Here is an 18,749-nt window from a genome sequence, read left to right as displayed (position 1 = left end):
AAGGCTCCCTTATCGCCCGCAGGCAGGCAATAAATGGTTGATGGACGGCTACATCAACACTGATGAGGTCAATAGCTGGGTATAGGGGTGCAGCGGATCGTCGAGCACCCGGTCGGTCAGCCCGCTTTCCACGATCCGCCCGCGCTGCATCACCATTAATCGATGGGTCAGCAGCCGCGCCACCCCCAGGTCATGGGTGACAATAATTACCGCCAGCCCCATCTCCCGCACCAGGTTGCGCAACAGATCCAGCAGCCGCGCCTGAACCGAAACATCCAGCCCGCTGGTCGGCTCATCCATAAAGATCAGGCGCGGCGATGTCACCAGGTTGCAGGCGATTTGCAGGCGCTGCCGCATACCGCCGGAAAAGGTAAGCGGAAAATCGTCCAGCCGGTCGGCCGGGATTTCGACGCCTTCGAGCCAGTCGCCCGCCTGCTGACGGATATAGCCATAGTGGCGATGGCCGATAGCCATCAGACGTTCCCCGATATTGCCGCCGGCGGAAACCCGCGGCCGCAGGCCATCCAGCGCGTGCTGGTGCACGACGCCCCAGTCGCGGCGCAACAGCTGTCTGCGCTGATTTTCGCTGATGCGATAAACATCCAGATCGTTGCTTTCCCTGTCGCGATAGACGATCCGCCCCTGCTGCGGCGTCAGGCGCCCCGACAGCGCATTCAGCAAAGTGCTTTTCCCCGAACCGGATTCGCCGACGATCCCCAGCACCTCGCCCGGATACAGTTGAAAATCCACATCGGCAAAACCTTTGTCCGCAGCATAAAGGTGAGTCAGACCGCTTACCGTTAATAAAGGAGGCGACTGATATAATGACGGTTTCATAATCCTTGCTCCTCCTGCCGCTGCCGGCAAAAATCCGTATCGGAACAGACAAACATGCGGGTTCCCTGGTCGTCGAGCACCACCTCGTCCAGATAGCTGCGTCGCGACCCGCACAGCGCGCACGGTTCATCCCAGCGCTGTACGGAAAAGGGATAATCCTCGAAATCCAGGCTTTTCACCCGCGTGAACGGCGGCAACGCGTAGATACGCTTTTCACGCCCGGCGCCAAACAGCTGCAGCGCCGGCATCATATTCATTTTCGGGTTATCGAACTTAGGAATTGGCGACGGATCCATCACATAGCGATCGTTAACCAGCACCGGATAGGCATAGGTCGTGGCGATGTGGCCGTGATGCGCGATATCCTCGTACAGTTTGACGTGCATCACGCCGTACTCCTCCAGCGCATGCATCTTGCGGGTTTCGGTTTCGCGCGGTTCGATAAAGCGCAGCGGCTCGGGGATCGGGACCTGATAAACAATGATCTGATCGGCGCGCAGCGGCGTCTCCGGAATGCGGTGCCGGGTCTGGATCAGCGTGGCCTCGTCGACCCGCGTGGTGGTGCGGACCTGCGCCACGCGCTGAAAAAAATGACGAATGGAAACGGCGTTAGTGGTGTCGTCGGACCCCTGGTCGATCACTTTCAGCGTATCGTCCCGGCCGATCACGCTGGAGGTCACCTGAATGCCGCCGGTTCCCCAGCCGTAAGGCATCGGCATTTCCCGTCCGCCAAAGGGCACCTGAAAACCGGGGATCGCCACGGCTTTCAGGATCGCCCTGCGGATCATGCGTTTACTCTGTTCGTCCAGATAGCCCATGTTATAGCCGGTCAATGTTTCTTCACTCATCGCGCGCCTCCTGATAGTCACGGCATAGCTGTTTAAGCAGGTCCAGTTCGGCCTGAAAATCGACATAGTGAGGAAGTTTGAGGTGCGAGATAAAACCGGAGGCGTCCACGCTATCGGCGTGCGACAGGACGAACTCCTCATCCTGCGCCGGGCTGGTCACGGCCTCGCCGAATTCCTGCGCCCGCAGCGCCCGGTCCACCAGCGCCATTGACATCGCCTTACGTTCGGCCCGGCCGAACACCAGCCCATAACCGCGGGTAAAGCAGGGGCGGTCGGTTTTCTCGCTTTTGATGCTGTTGACCATTTCACACTCGGTCAGCAGAATTTCGCCGATCTCCAGCGTAAAACCCAGCTCTTCCGGCATACAGCTCAGGCTGACGTAGCCGGTGCGAATCTCGCCGACAAACGGGTGATTGCGGCCGTAACCGCGCTGAATGGAATAACCGAGCGCCAGCAGAAACCCTTCATCGGTTCTGACCAGTTGCTGCAGGCGAGCCGATCGGCTGCTGGGGTAACTGATCGGGCGGCGGGTAATATCATCCGGCTCGGCGCCGTCGTCCCGCTCCGCGCTGATCAGTCCCTCCCGGCTCATCATGGCGAAAATTCGCGGGCAGCTGTCCGCAGCCGGCTCGTTGCGCTGCGCTAACGGCGCGACGTCTGTTTCGCTCGACAGGCCAAAATCAAGCAGGCGATGGGTGTAATCGTAAGTCGGCCCCAACACCTGGCCGCCGGGCAGATCTTTATAGATGGCGGAAATCCGCCGTTCCAGTCTGATATGCGCCATATCCAGCGGCACGCTGACCATAAAGCGCGGCAGCGTAGTGCGATAGGCGCGCAGCAGAAAGATGGCCTCCACCAGATCGCCGCTGGCCTGTTTAATCGCCAGCGCCGCCAGTTGCGGATCGTAAATGCCCCCTTCGTTCATCACGCGCTGCACGCCCAGCTCCAGCTGCTGTTCAATTTGCCGGCACTCCAGTTCACGGCAGGCGTCGCTGCCGCGGCGCAGCCGTTCCTGCAAGCGATGGGCGGCGCTAATCGCTTTTTCCCCACCTTTAACCGCAACGTACATTAGTCCACCTCCACATGTGTTGTTCGGGGTATGGCCAATAACTGCCGGCCGCAGGTGAAAATAAAATCCAGCCCCAGAGGAAAGGAGACCGGACGCCGACAGAGATAGTCCCTGACCGCCGGCGACAGCGCCGCCGCCGTCTGGCGCCGGCTTTCAATGCCCGGCCCGCGTAAAGTCAGCGGCGGCGCGCCCGTCAGCGCCGGCACGTCTACGATCAGCGTGGCGCTCCGATGCGGGCATTCGCCGCTGCCGACGGCGAACTCGTCCAGCAGCACGGCGGGAAAATCGCGATCCAGCAGCGCGAACGCCGCCCGGGCGGCCCGGTCGACCAACGGCGCCCCGGTATGAAAACGCAGATTTTCCTTCAGCTGTTCGCCGGCGAAAGGCGCGGCAAGATAGAGCGGCGTATCATGGTCAACCAGCGTGAGCAGCGCCGCGCACATTGCCGGAGACAAAAACGGCCACACCGGACCGTCGATTAATTCAACCTGCGTCCCCGGCTCGCTCATCGCCTTGAGAATTTGCCGGAAAGCGCGTTGCGCCCCGCTAACCGGATCGGAAAAGCCAGTAAGCAACGTCATGCGTCCTCCCCTCTCACCAGAGTAAAGAAATCGACCTGACTGGCGGCGATTTCCCGCGCGCGCCGCCGCCGGCGCGCCGTTTGCTGCGCATGCAGCGGGGCGATCAACCGCGCCTGCAGCAGTTCATGGCGCGACGACTGCAGCAGCGCGTCGATGACGGCGCTCAGTTCGGCGTGCGCCATATCGCGGCCGAGCACATAGCTATAGCCATAGCCGGCGCCGTCGGGCTCATCGAGCCGGACTACCGCGCGGGTCACCGTTACGTCGCCCATCAAAAAACGCTGGCCTTCGCCCCCCATGCGCCCCTGCACCTGAATCAAGCCGACCTCGGGCGCCCTGACCAGCCGGTAAGCGGGCTCCAGGCCCAGAGGCCGCCACAGCGCGCGTAGTTCCGACGCCGGACTATGGGCCAGCACGGACATCCAGTGCTGGCGAACGGATGTATCGATCATGAGTCTGTCCTGTCAAAGTGGATAACCGGCGATTTCCGGCGTCCCGACGATCGGCCGCCAATGAAACGGTCGATCGCCGGCATCGGCCCTGCGTCTGGCCTGCGCCAGCCCCGCCCGCAGCTCAGGCCTGCAGGAAACGCATGAAATCGGTCTTATTTTCAATTGGCGTTCGTTTCGGACGTCCAAGATCGGCGCGCTGGCCTGTGCGGCACAGAATTTCAATGAAGGCGTTTTGCGGCCGGGACAACGCCCCGGCCAGGCTGTCGGCCAGCGCCTGGGGCGTGGACACGGTCTGCGCATAGCGATAGCCGGCGGCGCGCGCGATATCAGACAGGCGCAGATCGGCGGCCATCGTCGCCTGCCCGCCAACCGAGGCATGCGCGCCGTTGTTGATGACAAGGTGCAGCAGGTTGTCCGCCCGCGCGCTATTGGTCAGTCCGCCGAGATGCATCAATAGCGCGCCGTCGCCATCCATACAGACAACGCGACGCTGCGGATTGGCCAGAGCAATGCCCAGCGCGATCTGCGAGGCGTGTCCCATGCCGCCCACGGTCAAAAAATCTTTTTCATGGCCGGTCAGATCCCGCTCGCGGAGTTCATAAAGCTCGCGCGACAGCATCCCGGTGGTGCTGACGATCGGCAACGTCGCCGGCAGATGTTTAATACAGCAATCGACGATCTCTTCGCGGGTCATCACCCCTCGCTCCGCCGCCGGGTTGCCAACGTCTGCGGCGCTCGACGCCGGCGAGAACGTATTTTTTCGGCACACCAACGCGACCGCGCGATTTTGCCGGCGCGCCCTGTCCAGCAGCGTCGCCACGACAGACGGCAGATCATCCTGATCGCCGTCGATAACCCGCCAGGGAATATCGAGCGTGTCCAGCAGCGACAGCGTAATCCGCCCCTGTTTCACATGCTGCGGTTCATCATGCAGCTGTTGGCCGTCGGCGGTCAGTTCGCCCCGCCAGCCAATAATCAACAGCGCCGGAATAGCGTAAACGTGCGTGTCGGCCAGGGAACAATAAGGATTGACTAAATTACCCAAACCGGAATTTTGCAAATAGATTGCCGGAATATTTCCCGTCGCCAGATAGTGGCCGATGGCCATCCCCATCGCCGCCCCTTCATTACAGGCGATCTGGTGGGTAAGATTATCGGCGGCGGAAATAGCGCGACAGAATTCTTTAAGCAATGAATCAGGAACGCCGGTATAAAATCCCACGCCATGGCTGCCTAACAAATCAATAAGTTTGTCTGGAGAAATCATAATGCCTCTTTAGATTATCCACAGAATTTCACGGATAAACGTCGTGTGATAACGCGTTATTTTGTCCCTGGGATCAGTTCAAGAATTTCTTTTATTGGCATACAGCGATCCTCAACCTCCAGAGTGCGGCCATTTTTAAGAATATCCTGCAAAATATTTTTCATCGCCGGATAAGAAGCGCGCAGCAAATGGTTGGCGTAAATAATCACATTAAAACCATAATCGCTAAGCTGATCGAAAGTAATATTATTAAAGCTGGTCGGCACGCAAACCAATGGCGTATCGGGGGCTGATTTTCTGAAGATACGGGCAAAATCGATAATTTCCTGCGGATCTTTTTTACGACTGTGAATCATAATGCCGTCCGCCCCCGCGCCGACATAAGTGAGCGCGCGATCGATGGCGTCCGTCATGCCGGCATCCAGAATTAAACTTTCCACCCGGGCAATCACCATGAAATCATCGGTAAGCTGCGCCGCTTTAGCCGCCGCGATTTTTTCAGCGAAATGTTGCGGTTCGTCCTGCGTTTGTTTCACGTCCGTACCAAACAGGGAATTTTTCTTCAACCCGGTTTTATCCTCAATAATGATCGAGGAAATACCCATTTTCTCCGCCGCATTGATATGATAAGGAAGATGCGCGATTTGTCCGCCGGTATCGCCATCAAGAATGAGCGGTTTAGTCGTGACATCGAAAATATCGGCGATAGCATTTAACCGGCTGCTTAACGGCAATAGTTCAATATCGGGCTTTCCCCTCACCGTTGAATCGGTTAACGAACTGGACCAGAACGCATCGAACTCGATGTGGCGCTCGCCCTGATTATAGCTGGCCTGTTCCACCAGCAGCGCCGCCAGCGGGCTATGGGTTTCCATAACCCGAATACTGCGTTTATTTTTCAGCGCCTGTTTTAATCCATTACGCCGTTTATCCGGCGTCACGCTGGTCAGATGATGGTTATCATTTTTCATAATTAATTCCTTCCTCTAAAAAATTACTTCACGTTATAATTTTTGAAAAAATCGAGATAAGCGCTTTGATCAACCCGAACAGCATTGCTGTCCAACGCTTTTTCCCATGCATCGGCGAGCCGGGAATAGAAAAAACTCACAAGCTCGTTTTGTTTGAAAAGAGGAGCGACCAGCAGCAGATCCTTAACCCGAAGATCAAGAGGAAAGGAGATACTTTTATCGTCACGTTGATATTTATCCAACAGCACATCCATATAAACAGAGCGCCCTCTTCCCATCGGCAAGGCCGAGCAGATCATTTCTTTGTTTAATCCTGTTTTTTCGGCGAGATGAATCGCCTCGGCAGCGACCGCCATATTCATCGCTTCACAATAGTTATTCAGCACCTTCATGGCCTGAGCATGATAATTACTGTCCATCTGCAAATATCGTTCGCACAACGCGTCCGCAATGTCGCGTGCCACGGAGAGAAACGTCCCGACAACCGGTCCCATATACGCCACGAGTTTTCCATTCCTCGCGCCCTCGGGTCCGCCTGAAACGGGAAATTCCATGTATTCCGACGGGATAGAACGCATAAAAACGTCAACCCGCTGCGATTCGTCAGGGCCGAGCGTACTGGTATTAATAAGCAATTTATGCCGACGACATTGACTACCGCCGCCCGCCAATGGCGCAAAGGTAGAAATGATGCTGTCGGCATCTTTCAGACAGGCGATGACAATATTGCAGGATTCGCTGAATATTTTCTGTATGTCGTAAACCGGCATCGCGCCATCGTTAATCAGTTTATCCGCTTTACTCCTGGTTCGATTAAACACCGAAACCCGGTAGCCGCAATCCAGTAACCGTCTTGCTAATGCGCTGCCTAATGAACCCATACCAACAATACCGATTTGTTGCTTCATCGCTTACTCCTTATTATTTCACGGCAAAATCAATCATTGATGCGATGAGGAAATAACGCCGTACCGATGGATAAAATCATCTCATTAACGTCAAACTCAGATAGTCACCAAAGTAAACTATCTGTCCCCGACTCGGCTATTACTGCCGGATAACATAACGTCCGTGATATGAAGGATTCACTCAGGCCGTGCGGTCAATATATTAGGAGGATGTCTGTTGCTCAAAAGGGAAAATAGTTATAAAAAGGATAACTCCCACTCATGATGTTGTTTAGTGGTTAAAAACATTAGATTTATATGGACAAGAAGGTGTAAATCCCAGCTGTTAATTACGACAAAATCTTATTGCAGTTCATTATAAATTACAGTAAAAATAAATCAGTCAGAGTAATAACGTTAGTGCTGTAAATATAATTATTTATTCTTTATAAAATGGAGCAACATATCAATATGGACTGGATGAAAACACCCCCACTTTACGCGCTGAAAGCGTTCGAAGCGGCTGCCCGTCATCAATCATTTACCCAGGCGGCCCATGAATTAGCGATTACTCAGAGCGCGGTCAGCAAACATATTCAAACACTGGAAGAGTTCTTTGACCGTAAATTATTCGACAGAAAGGGACCCCGCGTCATATTAACCCGAGACGGGAAATCGTTTGCCGAAGGTCTGCAAAGCGCATTTAGTGAGCTTTGTATGGCTTGCCATAACTTTTCCCGCCAGGATATTACTATACATATAAAATCACCGACAACATTTTCGTTACGCTGGCTGATTGCCGCTTTACGTAAATTACAGGATGACATCAACAATCCGAATGTTCAGCTGGATAACTGCAGTAAATGTTCAGAACTTATTGATTTTAACACCGAGCACTATGATGGCGCGATCCAATACGGCAACGGTATGTTCCCTGCATCATGGGAAATCACCTCATTACTGGATGAGTGGTTAATTCCTGTCTGTGCCCCCGGACTGCTGGCGCAAGAGCGTAATATGTCGGCGCCTGAAATCGATGTGTTATATCCAAAGTCAAGAGAAGGCAACTGGTTATTCTGGTGTAAGAAATCCAGGTATAAAACCGATCTTAACGTTATCACTCATCAACCCTTTGACACCACCGATCTTGTCATTAGCGCCGCCGTCCAGGGATTGGGGCTCGCCATTGTTGATTTAAACATGGTGAAAACAGAGTTAAAAAATCACACGCTGACTTTGCCATATAAGATCGCCGTGCGCACCGGGCAGGGATATTACTTTGTCCGCCCCCGGCATCAGCCGATTAATGAAAAATTGAGCCTGTTGAGTAATTACCTCAAGGCGGAAATCATTGAGGACAGAATTGATTACGTCACCTATGTTACCTGATATCGCACTATCCCCTCCATTGCCCCAGTGAAATAATAACGACGCCATGGTTTAACCCCGGTAAGGATAAAATGGCGTCGGTCATGTTGGAAGAGTCAGCGATACAGCGAGGGCTCGCCGGGCGGGCGCGTTTTAAAACGGCGGTGCAGCCACAGATACTGATCGGGCGCGCGCAAAATTTCCGCTTCAATAGCCCGATTGACGTAGCGCGCGGCCGCCAGTTTGTCCTCCCAGGGATAGGCATCCAGCGGCGGAGAAATGATCAACTGATATCCGCGCGCCGCGGATTTACGGATAACCACCGCCGTCAACAGCGCCGGTCGGGCCAGTCGTGCGATGACGAAGGTGCCGTTGCTGGTCGCCGCCTGTTCGACGGCAAAAAAAGGCACGAACACGCTGCCTTTGCCGCCGTTATCCTGATCGGGGGCGAACCAGACGACGCCGCCGCGTTTTAAACTGTGCACCATGCCAATTAGCTTTTTCCGATTAACCAGCGTGTTGCCCGAACGCGAACGGCCCCACTTTTGCACCATCTCCATGATGTGGCTGTTATGCGGCCGGTACATCACGGTCATCGGCATGCAGTGGCCCAGAATGCGAAAATGCAATTCGAGCGACATAAAATGCACGCCGATGACAATTACGCCGTTGCCCCGCGCCGCCGCCTGCTGCAAATGCTCCAGCCCGACGACCTCAAACCACCGTTTTATCCGCCTGTCGGACCAAAACCAGGCCATGCCCGTCTCCATCAGCCCAATGCCGAGGGCCGTGAAATTACGGATTAACAAGGTCTGCAGTTGCTGTTCATCAAGCGCGGGAAAACAGATTGCCAGATTGCGTCTGGCGATATCCACCCGCCGCGGTAAAAAACGCATCGACAACCGGCCAAGCCAGCCCCCCAGGCTGACCAACACGGGGTAAGGCAACTGAACCAACAGGAACAACACGCCCAGACCAAACCACAACAGCCAGTGCCGGGGATGGGCGTAACGAAGTAATGACTTCCAGCGCTTAACCATACAGTCTTTATCTCTGGTTATCAGAATCTTGCCATTAGCGGCGGTAAGTTAATAACATGAGATTACCCGGATGCGTTTGCCATAACCTGCGGTATTGCAGCGGGAGCAATCGACGCGCCTCATGGACGCAGGATGATATCAGCGTCTTGATTGGACGCCGTTGCGGCGGGTTAATTCAACTTTAAATGATGACGATAGCCGGATTTTTCCGTCAGGCAGGGCGACGGCCCTGATTGCGCCGGGTTCACGCCCCGGATCGACAGAGCCGCGCGTTCGGGCGCGCCTGCTAAAAACCGGGCGCAATGACTGTGTTCATCCATCGCGCCACGGCCAGCCTGAGCGGCGCGTTGAACGCCGGCGCCGAAAAAACGGCGCCGGCGGCAAAACAGCAGGCGCGGGCGGGAACAGCGGCGCCGGCCCGGTTTCCGGGGGGCCGGCGCCGGCAAACTTCGCGCTTAAGCGAGTTTTTGCACTTCCACCTTCGCCAGTTTCTCATAGTAGCAGGCCAGCGCCGAGTGATCCGCCGTTCCCAATCCATCAACCCGCAGCGCCTGCATCATTTCCATCACCGCCGACGTCAGCGGCAGCTGAGCGCCCACGCTATGGGAAGTATCCAGCGCATTAGCCAGATCTTTAATGTGCAAATCGATACGAAATCCGGGTTTAAAGTGACGGTTTAACACCATCGGCGCCTTTGCCTCCAGTACCGTGCTGCCCGCCAGACCGCCGCGAATGGCCTGAAATACCAGTTCAGGATCGACGCCGGCTTTTGTCGCCAGCACCAGCGCTTCAGACATCGCGGCGATATTCAGGGCGACAATCACCTGATTGGCCAGCTTAGTGACGTTGCCAGCCCCAATATCGCCGGTATGCACAACCGAACCGGCCATGGTTTTCAGCAGGTCGTAGCACTGATCAAACAACGCTTTGTCCCCCCCCACCATGACAGACAGCGTGCCGTCGATGGCTTTGGGTTCGCCGCCGCTGACCGGCGCATCCAGCATCAGAACGCCTTTTACATTCAGCGCCGCGGCGATTTCTCGACTGGCCAGCGGCGCGATCGAACTCATATCGATCAGGATGGCGCCGGCGCCGGCGCCGTCAATCACGCCGTTTTCGCCGAGAGCGACCTCCTTCACCTGCGGAGAATTAGGCAACATCGTAATAATAATGTCGCACTGCGCGGCGACCGCTTTCGGCGTCTCCGCGCTCAGCGCGCCCAACGCCGTCAGCTCATCGACGGACGCGGCGTTCTTATCAAGGACCACCAGCGAATAACCTGCCTTGAGCAAGTTTTTACTCATGGGTTTGCCCATAATGCCCAGGCCAATAAATCCTACTTTCATCATTAACTCCTCATCTATCGATTAGTGATCAATGCCGGCAACGGCCGAACGAACGCGTTACGACTTAAATTTATCGCTCAACGTCTGCGAGGCATTTCTGAACAGTCCGAGATCGCTTCCGACCGCGACAAAGGTGGCGCCCCACGACAGATAACGACGCGCGTCCGACTCAACCGGCGCCAGAATGCCGGCAGGCTTGCCCTGCGCTTTCGCCCTGTCGAAAATATGCCGAATAACCTGCTGCACCGCGGGATGCGCCGGATCGCCCAGATGACCAAGCGCGGCCGACAGATCGCCCGGTCCGACGAAAATACCGTCGACCCCGTCAACGCCGGCGATAGCGTCAATGTTATCCACCCCGAGCTGGCTCTCAATTTGCACCAACACGCTAATGTTGCCGTCAATCTGAGCAAAATAATCGGGGACGGTTCCATACTGATTGGAGCGGTGGGATACCGACACGCCGCGGACACCGCGCGGCGGATAGCGCGTCGCGGCCACCGCCTGCTCCGCCCCGGCCTGAGTTTCCACGAATGGAATCAGGAAGTTGTAAAAACCGATATCCAGCAGGCGTTTGATAATGACCGGTTCATTGGTCGGCGCCCTGACAACCGGCGCACTGACGCTGCCTTTTAGCGCCATAAGTTGTGGTATAAACGTGCAAATATCATTTGGCGCATGCTCGCCGTCCAGAACCAGCCAGTCAAAACCGGCCAGCCCCAGCACTTCCGCGGTAATCGGATTAGCCAGCGCGCACCAACAGCCATATAAACACTCGCCGTTTTGCAGTTGCTGCTTAAATCTATTTGGAAATATCACGTCACTCATTTTAACCTCGACAAAATTAAAACCTCGTGCGCCTCTTGAACGTTGCGGCTCTGATTAACCGTCACCCCGTTCCCGTCAGTGATTACATAAAATCAATAACGAAAAATATCCCGCCGGGTTACTCCACACATAAAAGACACGAATTAATTACGACAAAGACCACCTGTTTTCTGACAGCAACCACAGCGCTGCACAAAACGCATGCCGACATTACGAACAGATATTAACGACGAATTATTTATCAGAGCCGCACAACAACGGAGCCAAATACATAACGGACACTATAGAATTAACCGCTCCAGCCTCCCCACGATAAATAAATATGACGCCAGACCAAATAACCCCATTGACCCGACATAGAGAATGGCGAAATCAAACGAGTTCGTCCACGACAGGATAAAACCGATCGCCAGCGGCGTTATAATACTGGCTAAATTCCCGCACATATTAAATACGCCGCCGGCAATGCCCAATACTTCTTTAGGCGACGTATCGCTTAGCACACACCAGCCAAGATTCCCGAACCCTTTCGCAAAAAAAGCAAGACTCATTGCCCCGACCACAATAATTTCCGAGTCGGTATAGTTCGCCGTGATAATGGTGCACGACAATAACATGCCGCATATAATGGGCAATTTTCTGGCGACGGTCAGACTATATCCTTTTTTGAGCAGGAAATCGGAGAAGACCCCGCCGCTGATCCCGCCAATAAACCCCGCGACGGCCGGAATGGATGCGATCATCCCCACTTTCAGTATCGACATCCCCTTCGCCTGGTAGAGATAGGTCGGGAACCAGGTAAGAAAGAACCAGGTGATGGAGGTCAGGCAGAACTGGCCGATATACACGCCGATCATCATTCTATTGACGCACACCTTTTTTATCTGCGCAAAGCTCACTTTTTCTTTTTTAGGCTCAGCCCCCAACTCCGGCACGCCGCCGCCCTGTTTGATATAGTCAATTTCCGCCTGGTTGACCTTTTTGTGACGCATCGGATCCCGGATATAAACCAGCCACAGGACGCCGAGGACCACGCCAATCATGCCGATATAATAAAAGACATAATGCCAACTCCAGGTGTGCAATATGATCGTCATTAACGGAGTGACAAGCGCCAGAGAAATATACTGGGCCGCCTGATAAACCGAGGTAACAAATCCACGTTCTTTATTAGGAAACCATTGTACACTGAGTCGACTGTTGGCTGGAAAAGCCGGCGCCTCGATAGCCCCCATAAGCAATCTTAATATAATTAGAACCATTAATGGTGAAGCATATAAATAGATAGTGCCCTGCAACATAGTGACCAGAGACCATCCAATCAACGCGCCGCCGTAAACGATTCTGGAACCATATTTATCTAATAGCCAGCCGCCCGGTATTTGCATAATCACATAGGAAATGCCGAATGCCGAAAATGCAACGCCCATCATTTCAGGATCAAAATTCAGTTCCTTACTCATAAACGGGGCCACGACGGAGAGGGTTGCTCTATCGGCGTAGTTAAAAACAGTCGCGGCAAACAAGAAAAATAATATGATATATCTTATATTAGTTCTTTTTATCGGTTCTTCTTTCATTTACAACTCCTAAAATCATGTAGGGTTTTAAAATATGATTTTTTTCATTTAGAAGATGTCAGATGACCGACGCATTAAAAAAACAGCGCATCAGTCATCAAAAAATAATCAATCAGGGACGTTTGCCAAACTCGCACTGCGCAGCCGTCCATGCAACGGCCTGCTCGCTGAGCGTAAAGCCAAGCCCATGGCGGTCAGATACCAGCATGCGGCCATCGCGTAATTCGAGCTGCTCGTTAAATAACGGATTCAGCCATTCGAAATGTTCAAGCCAGGGTTCGACAGGATAGGCCGCGGCAAGATGCAGATGGATTTCCATGGCGAAATGCGGCGCTAATTTACGACCATGTTTGGCGGCTAAATCCATAATTTTCAGGAAGGGGGAAATCCCGCCCACGCGCGGCGCATCGGGCTGAACAAAATCGCTGGCATTGCCCAGAATTAATTGCTCATGCTCACGGAAACTGGTCAGCATTTCTCCCGTCGCGATCGGCGTATCCAGCGCGGTGGCTAATGCGGCGTGGCCTTCCACATCGTAGGCGTCCAGCGGTTCTTCAATCCAGACTAAATTGAACGCCTCCATTTTGCGGCCAATACGCATGGCGGTTTCCCGATCCCACTGCTGGTTCGCATCGACCATTAAGGGGAAATCATCCCCCAGCTCTTTACGCACCGCGGTCAAACGTTTCAGATCTTCTGCGGTATCAGGCTGACCAACCTTAATCTTGATGCCGCCGATACCGCTTTCGCGCGAAATAGCCACATTCTTTATCACCTGGTCCAGCGGGGTGTGCAGAAATCCGCCGGAGGTGTTATAGCACTGCACCGAATCGCGATGCGCGCCCAATAATTTTGCCAGCGGCAGTTGCGCGCGTTTCGCTTTCATATCCCACAGGGCAATGTCAAAAGGCGAAATGGCCTGGACCGCCATACCGCTCCGGCCGACGGAGGCGCCCGCCCACAGCAATTTGGTATAGATCTTATCAATATCGTTAGGATCTTCATTCAGCAGGTTATCAGCGATCTCTTTGGCATGGGCATAAATACCCGGGCCGCCGGCGCGTTTCGAGTAACTGAATCCAATACCTTCAAATCCATCGCGGGTACGAATTTCAGCAAAAATAATCGCCACTTCTGTCAGCGGCTTTTGTCGACCGGTCAGGACCTTCGCATCGCTGACCGGCGTCGCCAGCGGTAAAAACGCGAGCGAAACCTTGACCCATTCAATGCGGTCTCCCGTCTCGGCGGCGGTACGCACATTAGAAACCCGGGCGTAGGAAACGGCATCTGAGTTAGCACTGGTAGTCATCTTCATTTCTCCTGATTGAGTGTTCTTAAATCACGCTGAAGCAGTAATGTTTGCGCTAACATTTTTACGACGAACAAATTTTGCGCGCCACAAGCGAATCTCACTTGTGGGTCTTTGATCACAAAAATACTTAATAAACAAATGAGTAACAAATTTAAAGATTAAGAGACTTGTTTATGTAACGCTATAATTTAACTAAAAATGATAGCGCAATCATTTACTATAAAACCGACATAAGGCCGGCAGACAGCTTGCGCCGATCGACATTTCGTTCGGCGGGCGCGAAGAGTCGTCGGGTTGTCCGGGGGCGTTTTTATCAGCGATGTGAATCCGCGGCCGGCAGCCGGCGGCGCTCTGCCTTGCGGGAAAAACGTTATGCCACACGCGTTGAAATGTGGACGTTCGGCTCAGGATGAGAGGGGAAATTGAACGGCGACAACCGACGTTTTCCGCCGGTCGCTCCCGTTTTTTCGCAATAATTTCTGTCGCTTAGCGCATCAACCATCGTCGCTGGGTAAGATCGCCTTTTTACTATAATATATTGCCTTGCAACCTGGTTATCGCTGTTCAAGGACTGGTATGAAGGCTAAGAATGCTCAGCAGAAGTATGGCAAAACGAGATCACCAACGCTGGAAGATGTAGCACGCGAAGCCGGTCTGTCCCCCATGACGGTAAGCCGGGCGCTGAACAATCCTCATTTAGTTCGCGCAACAACCGTTGAAAAAGTAAAAAAAGCCATTGCCGTCACCGGCTATATTCCTAATTTATTAGCCGGCGGTCTGGCCTCAAGACGCAGTAAACTGATTGCGGTGGTGGTGCCGCAGATTAACAATAATATGTTTGTCGATACCGTTCAGGCCATCAGCGACCAGTTGGCCAAACGCGGATATCATATGCTGCTGTGCGTCAGCGGATATACGGAAGATAAGGAAAGCGAGATCGTTTCCGCTATTTTGTCTCGCCGCCCCGACGGCATCGTATTAACGGGCATACAGCATTCGCCGCAAATGAAACGCATCATCTTATCTTCTGAGCTCCCGGTGGTTGAAATATGGGATTTAACCCCGACGCCGTTGGATATGCTGGTTGGATTTTCTCATGAAAAAATCGGCAATAAGATTGCCAAATATTTATATAAAAAAGGATATCGGAAATTTGGTCTGATCTGGACCGAAGATAAACGCGCGGTGGTGCGTAAAAAAGGGATTACCGATACATTAGCTAAAAATAAGGTCAAACCGCTCGCCGAGGCGACGGTTCCGCTGCCGGCGACCTTATCGCTCGGCCGCGAGGGATTATGTCATCTGCTTGATTCCGGAAATAAACCAGACGCGGTGATTTGCAGCTCCGATACCCTTGCCCAGGGCGCGATAATAGAAGCCAGCCACCGGGGACTGCGCGTGCCGCAGGATATCGCCATTATGGGTTTTGGCGATCTGGATTTCTCCCGACACAATGTTCCATCCATCTCCACGGTGAAAATCGATCGATGGCGTATCGGAATTGATGCCGCCAATATGCTGGCGGACAAGATCGAGGGCGCGGAATTGAATGACGTGGTTATCGATATTGGCTTTGAATTAATAGAACGCGAGTCGACCTGAATATATTCGTTATGCTTCAGGCTATGGGGCGTTGGTCGAGCTCAATTATTCGGCCCCTCACCGCGCCGCCCGCCAGCGGCGCTCAACTCGCTTGCCGACCGATTCGTCCCCCGCTTACCGCCTTGCCTGCTTTGCCATAACCTTTCCCTGTGTGCTATGACCTTCCCCTGTTTGCCGTGCCTTTTCCTCTCTTTGCTATGACATCTCTCTGTTTGCCGTGCCTTTTCCTCTCTTTGCTATGACATCTCTCTGTTTGCCATGCCCTTTCCTCTCTTTGCTATGACTTCTCCCTGTTTGCCATGCCCTTTCCTCTCTTTGCTATGACTTCTCCCTGTTTGCCATGCCCTTTCCTCTCTTTGCTATGACTTCTCCCTGTTTGCCATGATCTTCCCCTCTTTGCAGTGCCCTTGCCCTCGCCTGCCGGGTAGCGATCCTGCCTTCAGGTATACAGGCTATATCCCGGATCGCCGAAAGCGACGTGAAACTGCCCTTCGCGCACGTCGTCGCAGTGTCGCAGTTCCTCGTTCCTCTGCCAGCGATGGCCCGGCCACACCAGTTCAGCCGTCAGGCTGCGCGGACGGTAGAGGTCGGCATACAGGGTGCCATAACCTCTGGCATAAGCCGCCTGAAACAACGGCGAGTTGAGCAGCGCGCAGCGGCGACTTGCGCTCTGCGTCTTGCGTACCGAATTTTCCAGCAGTTGCTCTCCCTCCGGACTGCGGGTGACGCGGGTATGTGCGGACCACAGATGGATCCAGCGTCGGCACGCGGCGCCATGCCGCCTGCGCCAATCAACGCCGGCACGCGGGCCAATCCATGCGGATAAATACGACTCACCGGCCGGCGGCAGTCGCTAAGCGGGAAGGCGGCAGGCGGCAGGCGGCAGGCGGCAGGCGGCAGGCGGCAGGCGGCAGGCGGCAGCAAAGCAAAGCAAAGCAAAGCAAAGCAAAGCAAAGCAAAGCAAAGCAGTATGGGCCGCTCGGCCGCGGCCTGCGCAATCTTGACTAAGCGCAGAATAGCTCCCCGCCCCTATTTTCATCGCCCGACCGCGCGGCGCGACCTAATCCCGCTGTAGCGACAGATCCATTTTCTCCGCCTGCAGACGGCGGCGTTTTTGCACGATCAAACTGGCGATGATGATCCCCGCGCACAGCGCGCCGGTAGCGACGATTTCGCTGCGATGTTGCGCCTGGAACAGCATGATAAACAGCACAGCCACGATAAACAGCATCACCAGATAAGTCAGTCCGGGAAATAACCACATGCGAAAAGTAATCACTTCATGATTGGCTTCGCGTTTTTTACGCATCACCAGGTGAGAGGCGGCAATCACCAGATAAACCAGCAGCGCGATGGCGCCTGAGCTGGCCAGCAGGAAACGGAATACTTCGCCCGGCGCGAAATAGTTGGCGAACACCGTCAGGAAGGCCGCCGCGGTGGAAGAAATAACCGCGACGTGAGGCGTGCCGACCCGGTTGGTCCGCTTCGCCACCGCCGGCGCGTCGCCGCGTTTGCTCAGCGAATACAGCATTCTCGATGCGGTATAGAGCGCCGAGTTTAAGCAACTGCAGACGGAAACCAGCACCACAATATCGACAATCAGTTTCGCATTTGGAATACCCATCGCCTCAAGCACGGTCTGATACGAACCGTTCTGCGCCAGCCCCGGCGTATTCCACGGCACCAGCGCCACCACCAGAAAAATCGACAGCAAGTAAAAAATGCCGATGCGCCAGATAACCGAATTGGTGGCCTTCGTAATTTCCCGCCCTGGATTTTTGGATTCGGCCGCCGCAATAGTGACGATTTCCGTCCCCATAAAGGAAAACATGGTGGTCAGAATGGCGGCCAATACAGCACCGGCGCCGTTGGGCATAAAACCATGGGTGTCAAACAGGCGAGAAACTCCGCTCACCTGACTGTGCGGCAACAAACCAAACACCGCCAGCCCGCCCAAAACAATAAAGCCGATAATGGCCAGCACTTTAATCAATGCGAACCAGAACTCAAACTCGCCGTAATGCTTCACGCTAAATAAATTGGTCGCCGTTAATACTACGGTGATAACCAGGGTTAATTGCCAGATGGCGAACTGAGGATACCAGGCATTAATAATCGCGGCCGCGGCGTTCGCCTCTAGCGGAATAACCAGCACCCAGAACCACCAATATAGCCAGCCAATGGTAAACCCCGCCCAATGCCCTATCGCCTTATCCGCATAGGTTGAAAAAGATCCCGAATCCGGCGAGGCGACCGCCATTTCGGCCAGCATCCTCATCACCATGACCACCAGCGCGCCGGCGGCCAGATAGGCCAGTAAAACCGCGGGCCCGGCCGCGGCAATAGCATGCCCGGAGCCAACAAATAATCCCGCGCCGATAACCCCGGCAATCGACAGCATGGTGACATGGCGCGATTTGAGATCATGACCCAGAACATCTGTTTTCTCTGTATTCATTCCCATCTTACACTCCGGTAGTTTGTTCTAAATTCAGACAACAACAGACTTAATGCTTTATTAGAAGGCGATTACCATGCCTTGTTTTTTGATTCGTTTCACTAAAAGATTACACAACAAGACGCAATGATTGCAGACAGTGTGACCACGAACAATCTTTATTAGCCGGCGCAGATAGCGGCTGAAACAGGACGAATATAAAATCGCGAATATTACCGCCAGACGTTATCAGTATGGTCGCGTTAATTATCAGCAAACGCCCATCATCAGGCGGCCGACATAAGCCGGGTCGATATTTAGCAA

The 18,749-nt window shown here is 54.0% G+C and carries 17 protein-coding genes; 2 read left to right on the top strand and 15 right to left on the bottom strand.

Going from position 1 to position 18,749, the window contains the following annotated elements:
- Window positions 1–48: 48 nt before the first annotated feature.
- The 8 genes from phnK to FJU30_RS15180 form a co-directional block, all read right to left on the bottom strand.
- A complete protein-coding gene (gene phnK, locus FJU30_RS15215; protein WP_150435817.1) occupies window positions 49–837 on the bottom strand; it encodes a phosphonate C-P lyase system protein PhnK in 789 nt (262 codons plus the stop codon).
- Complete coding sequence (locus FJU30_RS15210; protein ID WP_150435816.1) at window positions 834–1,685, bottom strand: alpha-D-ribose 1-methylphosphonate 5-phosphate C-P-lyase PhnJ; 852 nt, start codon at window positions 1,683–1,685, stop codon at window positions 834–836. Before FJU30_RS15210 ends, phnK begins: the two co-directional genes overlap by 4 nt.
- The gene (locus FJU30_RS15205; RefSeq protein WP_150435815.1) at window positions 1,678–2,754 is read right to left on the bottom strand and encodes a carbon-phosphorus lyase complex subunit PhnI; all 1,077 of its coding nucleotides are present in this window, start codon (window positions 2,752–2,754) and stop codon (window positions 1,678–1,680) included. Before FJU30_RS15205 ends, FJU30_RS15210 begins: the two co-directional genes overlap by 8 nt.
- On the bottom strand, window positions 2,754–3,335 hold the full coding sequence (gene phnH, locus FJU30_RS15200) for a phosphonate C-P lyase system protein PhnH (RefSeq protein ID WP_150435814.1): 582 nt from the start codon (window positions 3,333–3,335) through the stop codon (window positions 2,754–2,756). The genes FJU30_RS15205 and phnH overlap by 1 nt, the downstream gene beginning before the upstream one ends.
- The gene (gene phnG / locus FJU30_RS15195) at window positions 3,332–3,787 is read right to left on the bottom strand and encodes a phosphonate C-P lyase system protein PhnG (protein ID WP_150435813.1); all 456 of its coding nucleotides are present in this window, start codon (window positions 3,785–3,787) and stop codon (window positions 3,332–3,334) included. The genes phnH and phnG overlap by 4 nt, the downstream gene beginning before the upstream one ends.
- Window positions 3,788–3,908: 121 nt before the next feature.
- A complete protein-coding gene (gene aepY, locus FJU30_RS15190; RefSeq protein WP_150435812.1) occupies window positions 3,909–5,054 on the bottom strand; it encodes a phosphonopyruvate decarboxylase in 1,146 nt (381 codons plus the stop codon).
- A gap of 56 nt (window positions 5,055–5,110) precedes the next feature.
- Window positions 5,111–6,025 (bottom strand): phosphoenolpyruvate mutase, encoded by a 915-nt coding sequence (aepX, locus tag FJU30_RS15185; RefSeq protein WP_150435811.1) that lies wholly within the window; start codon window positions 6,023–6,025, stop codon window positions 5,111–5,113.
- Window positions 6,026–6,048: 23 nt separating this feature from the next.
- On the bottom strand, window positions 6,049–6,933 hold the full coding sequence (locus FJU30_RS15180; RefSeq protein WP_150435810.1) for an NAD(P)-dependent oxidoreductase: 885 nt from the start codon (window positions 6,931–6,933) through the stop codon (window positions 6,049–6,051).
- Between the two features lie 450 nt (window positions 6,934–7,383).
- Here FJU30_RS15180 and FJU30_RS15175 point away from each other — a divergent pair, with 450 nt between their 5' ends.
- Window positions 7,384–8,301, top strand: a complete 918-nt coding sequence (locus FJU30_RS15175) for a LysR family transcriptional regulator (protein ID WP_191091620.1) — start codon at window positions 7,384–7,386, stop codon at window positions 8,299–8,301.
- A gap of 95 nt (window positions 8,302–8,396) precedes the next feature.
- Here FJU30_RS15175 and lpxL read toward each other — a convergent pair whose 3' ends face one another.
- The 5 genes from lpxL to FJU30_RS15150 all read right to left on the bottom strand — a co-directional run bounded on the left by lpxL (window position 8,397) and on the right by FJU30_RS15150 (window position 14,383).
- Window positions 8,397–9,320, bottom strand: coding sequence for an LpxL/LpxP family Kdo(2)-lipid IV(A) lauroyl/palmitoleoyl acyltransferase (gene lpxL / locus FJU30_RS15170; RefSeq protein WP_150435808.1), 924 nt, complete (start codon window positions 9,318–9,320; stop codon window positions 8,397–8,399).
- 455 nt (window positions 9,321–9,775) lie between these two features.
- Complete coding sequence (garR, locus tag FJU30_RS15165; RefSeq protein WP_150435879.1) at window positions 9,776–10,666, bottom strand: 2-hydroxy-3-oxopropionate reductase; 891 nt, start codon at window positions 10,664–10,666, stop codon at window positions 9,776–9,778.
- Between the two features lie 57 nt (window positions 10,667–10,723).
- Window positions 10,724–11,494: a 2-dehydro-3-deoxyglucarate aldolase gene (gene garL / locus FJU30_RS15160; RefSeq protein WP_150435807.1), complete on the bottom strand. Its 771-nt coding sequence runs from the start codon at window positions 11,492–11,494 to the stop codon at window positions 10,724–10,726.
- A 281-nt stretch (window positions 11,495–11,775) separates the two neighbouring features.
- Window positions 11,776–13,074 carry an MFS transporter gene (locus tag FJU30_RS15155; protein ID WP_150435806.1) on the bottom strand — a complete coding sequence of 433 codons (1,299 nt, stop codon included), beginning with the start codon at window positions 13,072–13,074 and terminating at the stop codon, window positions 11,776–11,778.
- Between the two features lie 112 nt (window positions 13,075–13,186).
- Complete coding sequence (locus tag FJU30_RS15150) at window positions 13,187–14,383, bottom strand: L-talarate/galactarate dehydratase (RefSeq protein ID WP_150435805.1); 1,197 nt, start codon at window positions 14,381–14,383, stop codon at window positions 13,187–13,189.
- A 579-nt stretch (window positions 14,384–14,962) separates the two neighbouring features.
- Between FJU30_RS15150 and FJU30_RS15145 the strand changes: the two genes are divergently transcribed.
- The gene (locus FJU30_RS15145; protein WP_150435804.1) at window positions 14,963–15,988 is read left to right on the top strand and encodes a LacI family DNA-binding transcriptional regulator; all 1,026 of its coding nucleotides are present in this window, start codon (window positions 14,963–14,965) and stop codon (window positions 15,986–15,988) included.
- 439 nt (window positions 15,989–16,427) lie between these two features.
- Here FJU30_RS15145 and FJU30_RS15140 read toward each other — a convergent pair whose 3' ends face one another.
- Together FJU30_RS15140 and gabP are read right to left on the bottom strand one after the other, a co-directional pair.
- Window positions 16,428–16,622, bottom strand: coding sequence for a hypothetical protein (locus FJU30_RS15140; protein WP_150435803.1), 195 nt, complete (start codon window positions 16,620–16,622; stop codon window positions 16,428–16,430).
- Between the two features lie 426 nt (window positions 16,623–17,048).
- Window positions 17,049–18,452, bottom strand: a complete 1,404-nt coding sequence (gabP, locus tag FJU30_RS15130) for a GABA permease (protein ID WP_223881603.1) — start codon at window positions 18,450–18,452, stop codon at window positions 17,049–17,051.
- Between the last annotated feature and the right edge of the window lie 297 nt (window positions 18,453–18,749).

It is taken from the genome of Affinibrenneria salicis (assembly GCF_008710095.1).
This window is presented reverse-complemented; position numbering and strand designations above follow the sequence as displayed.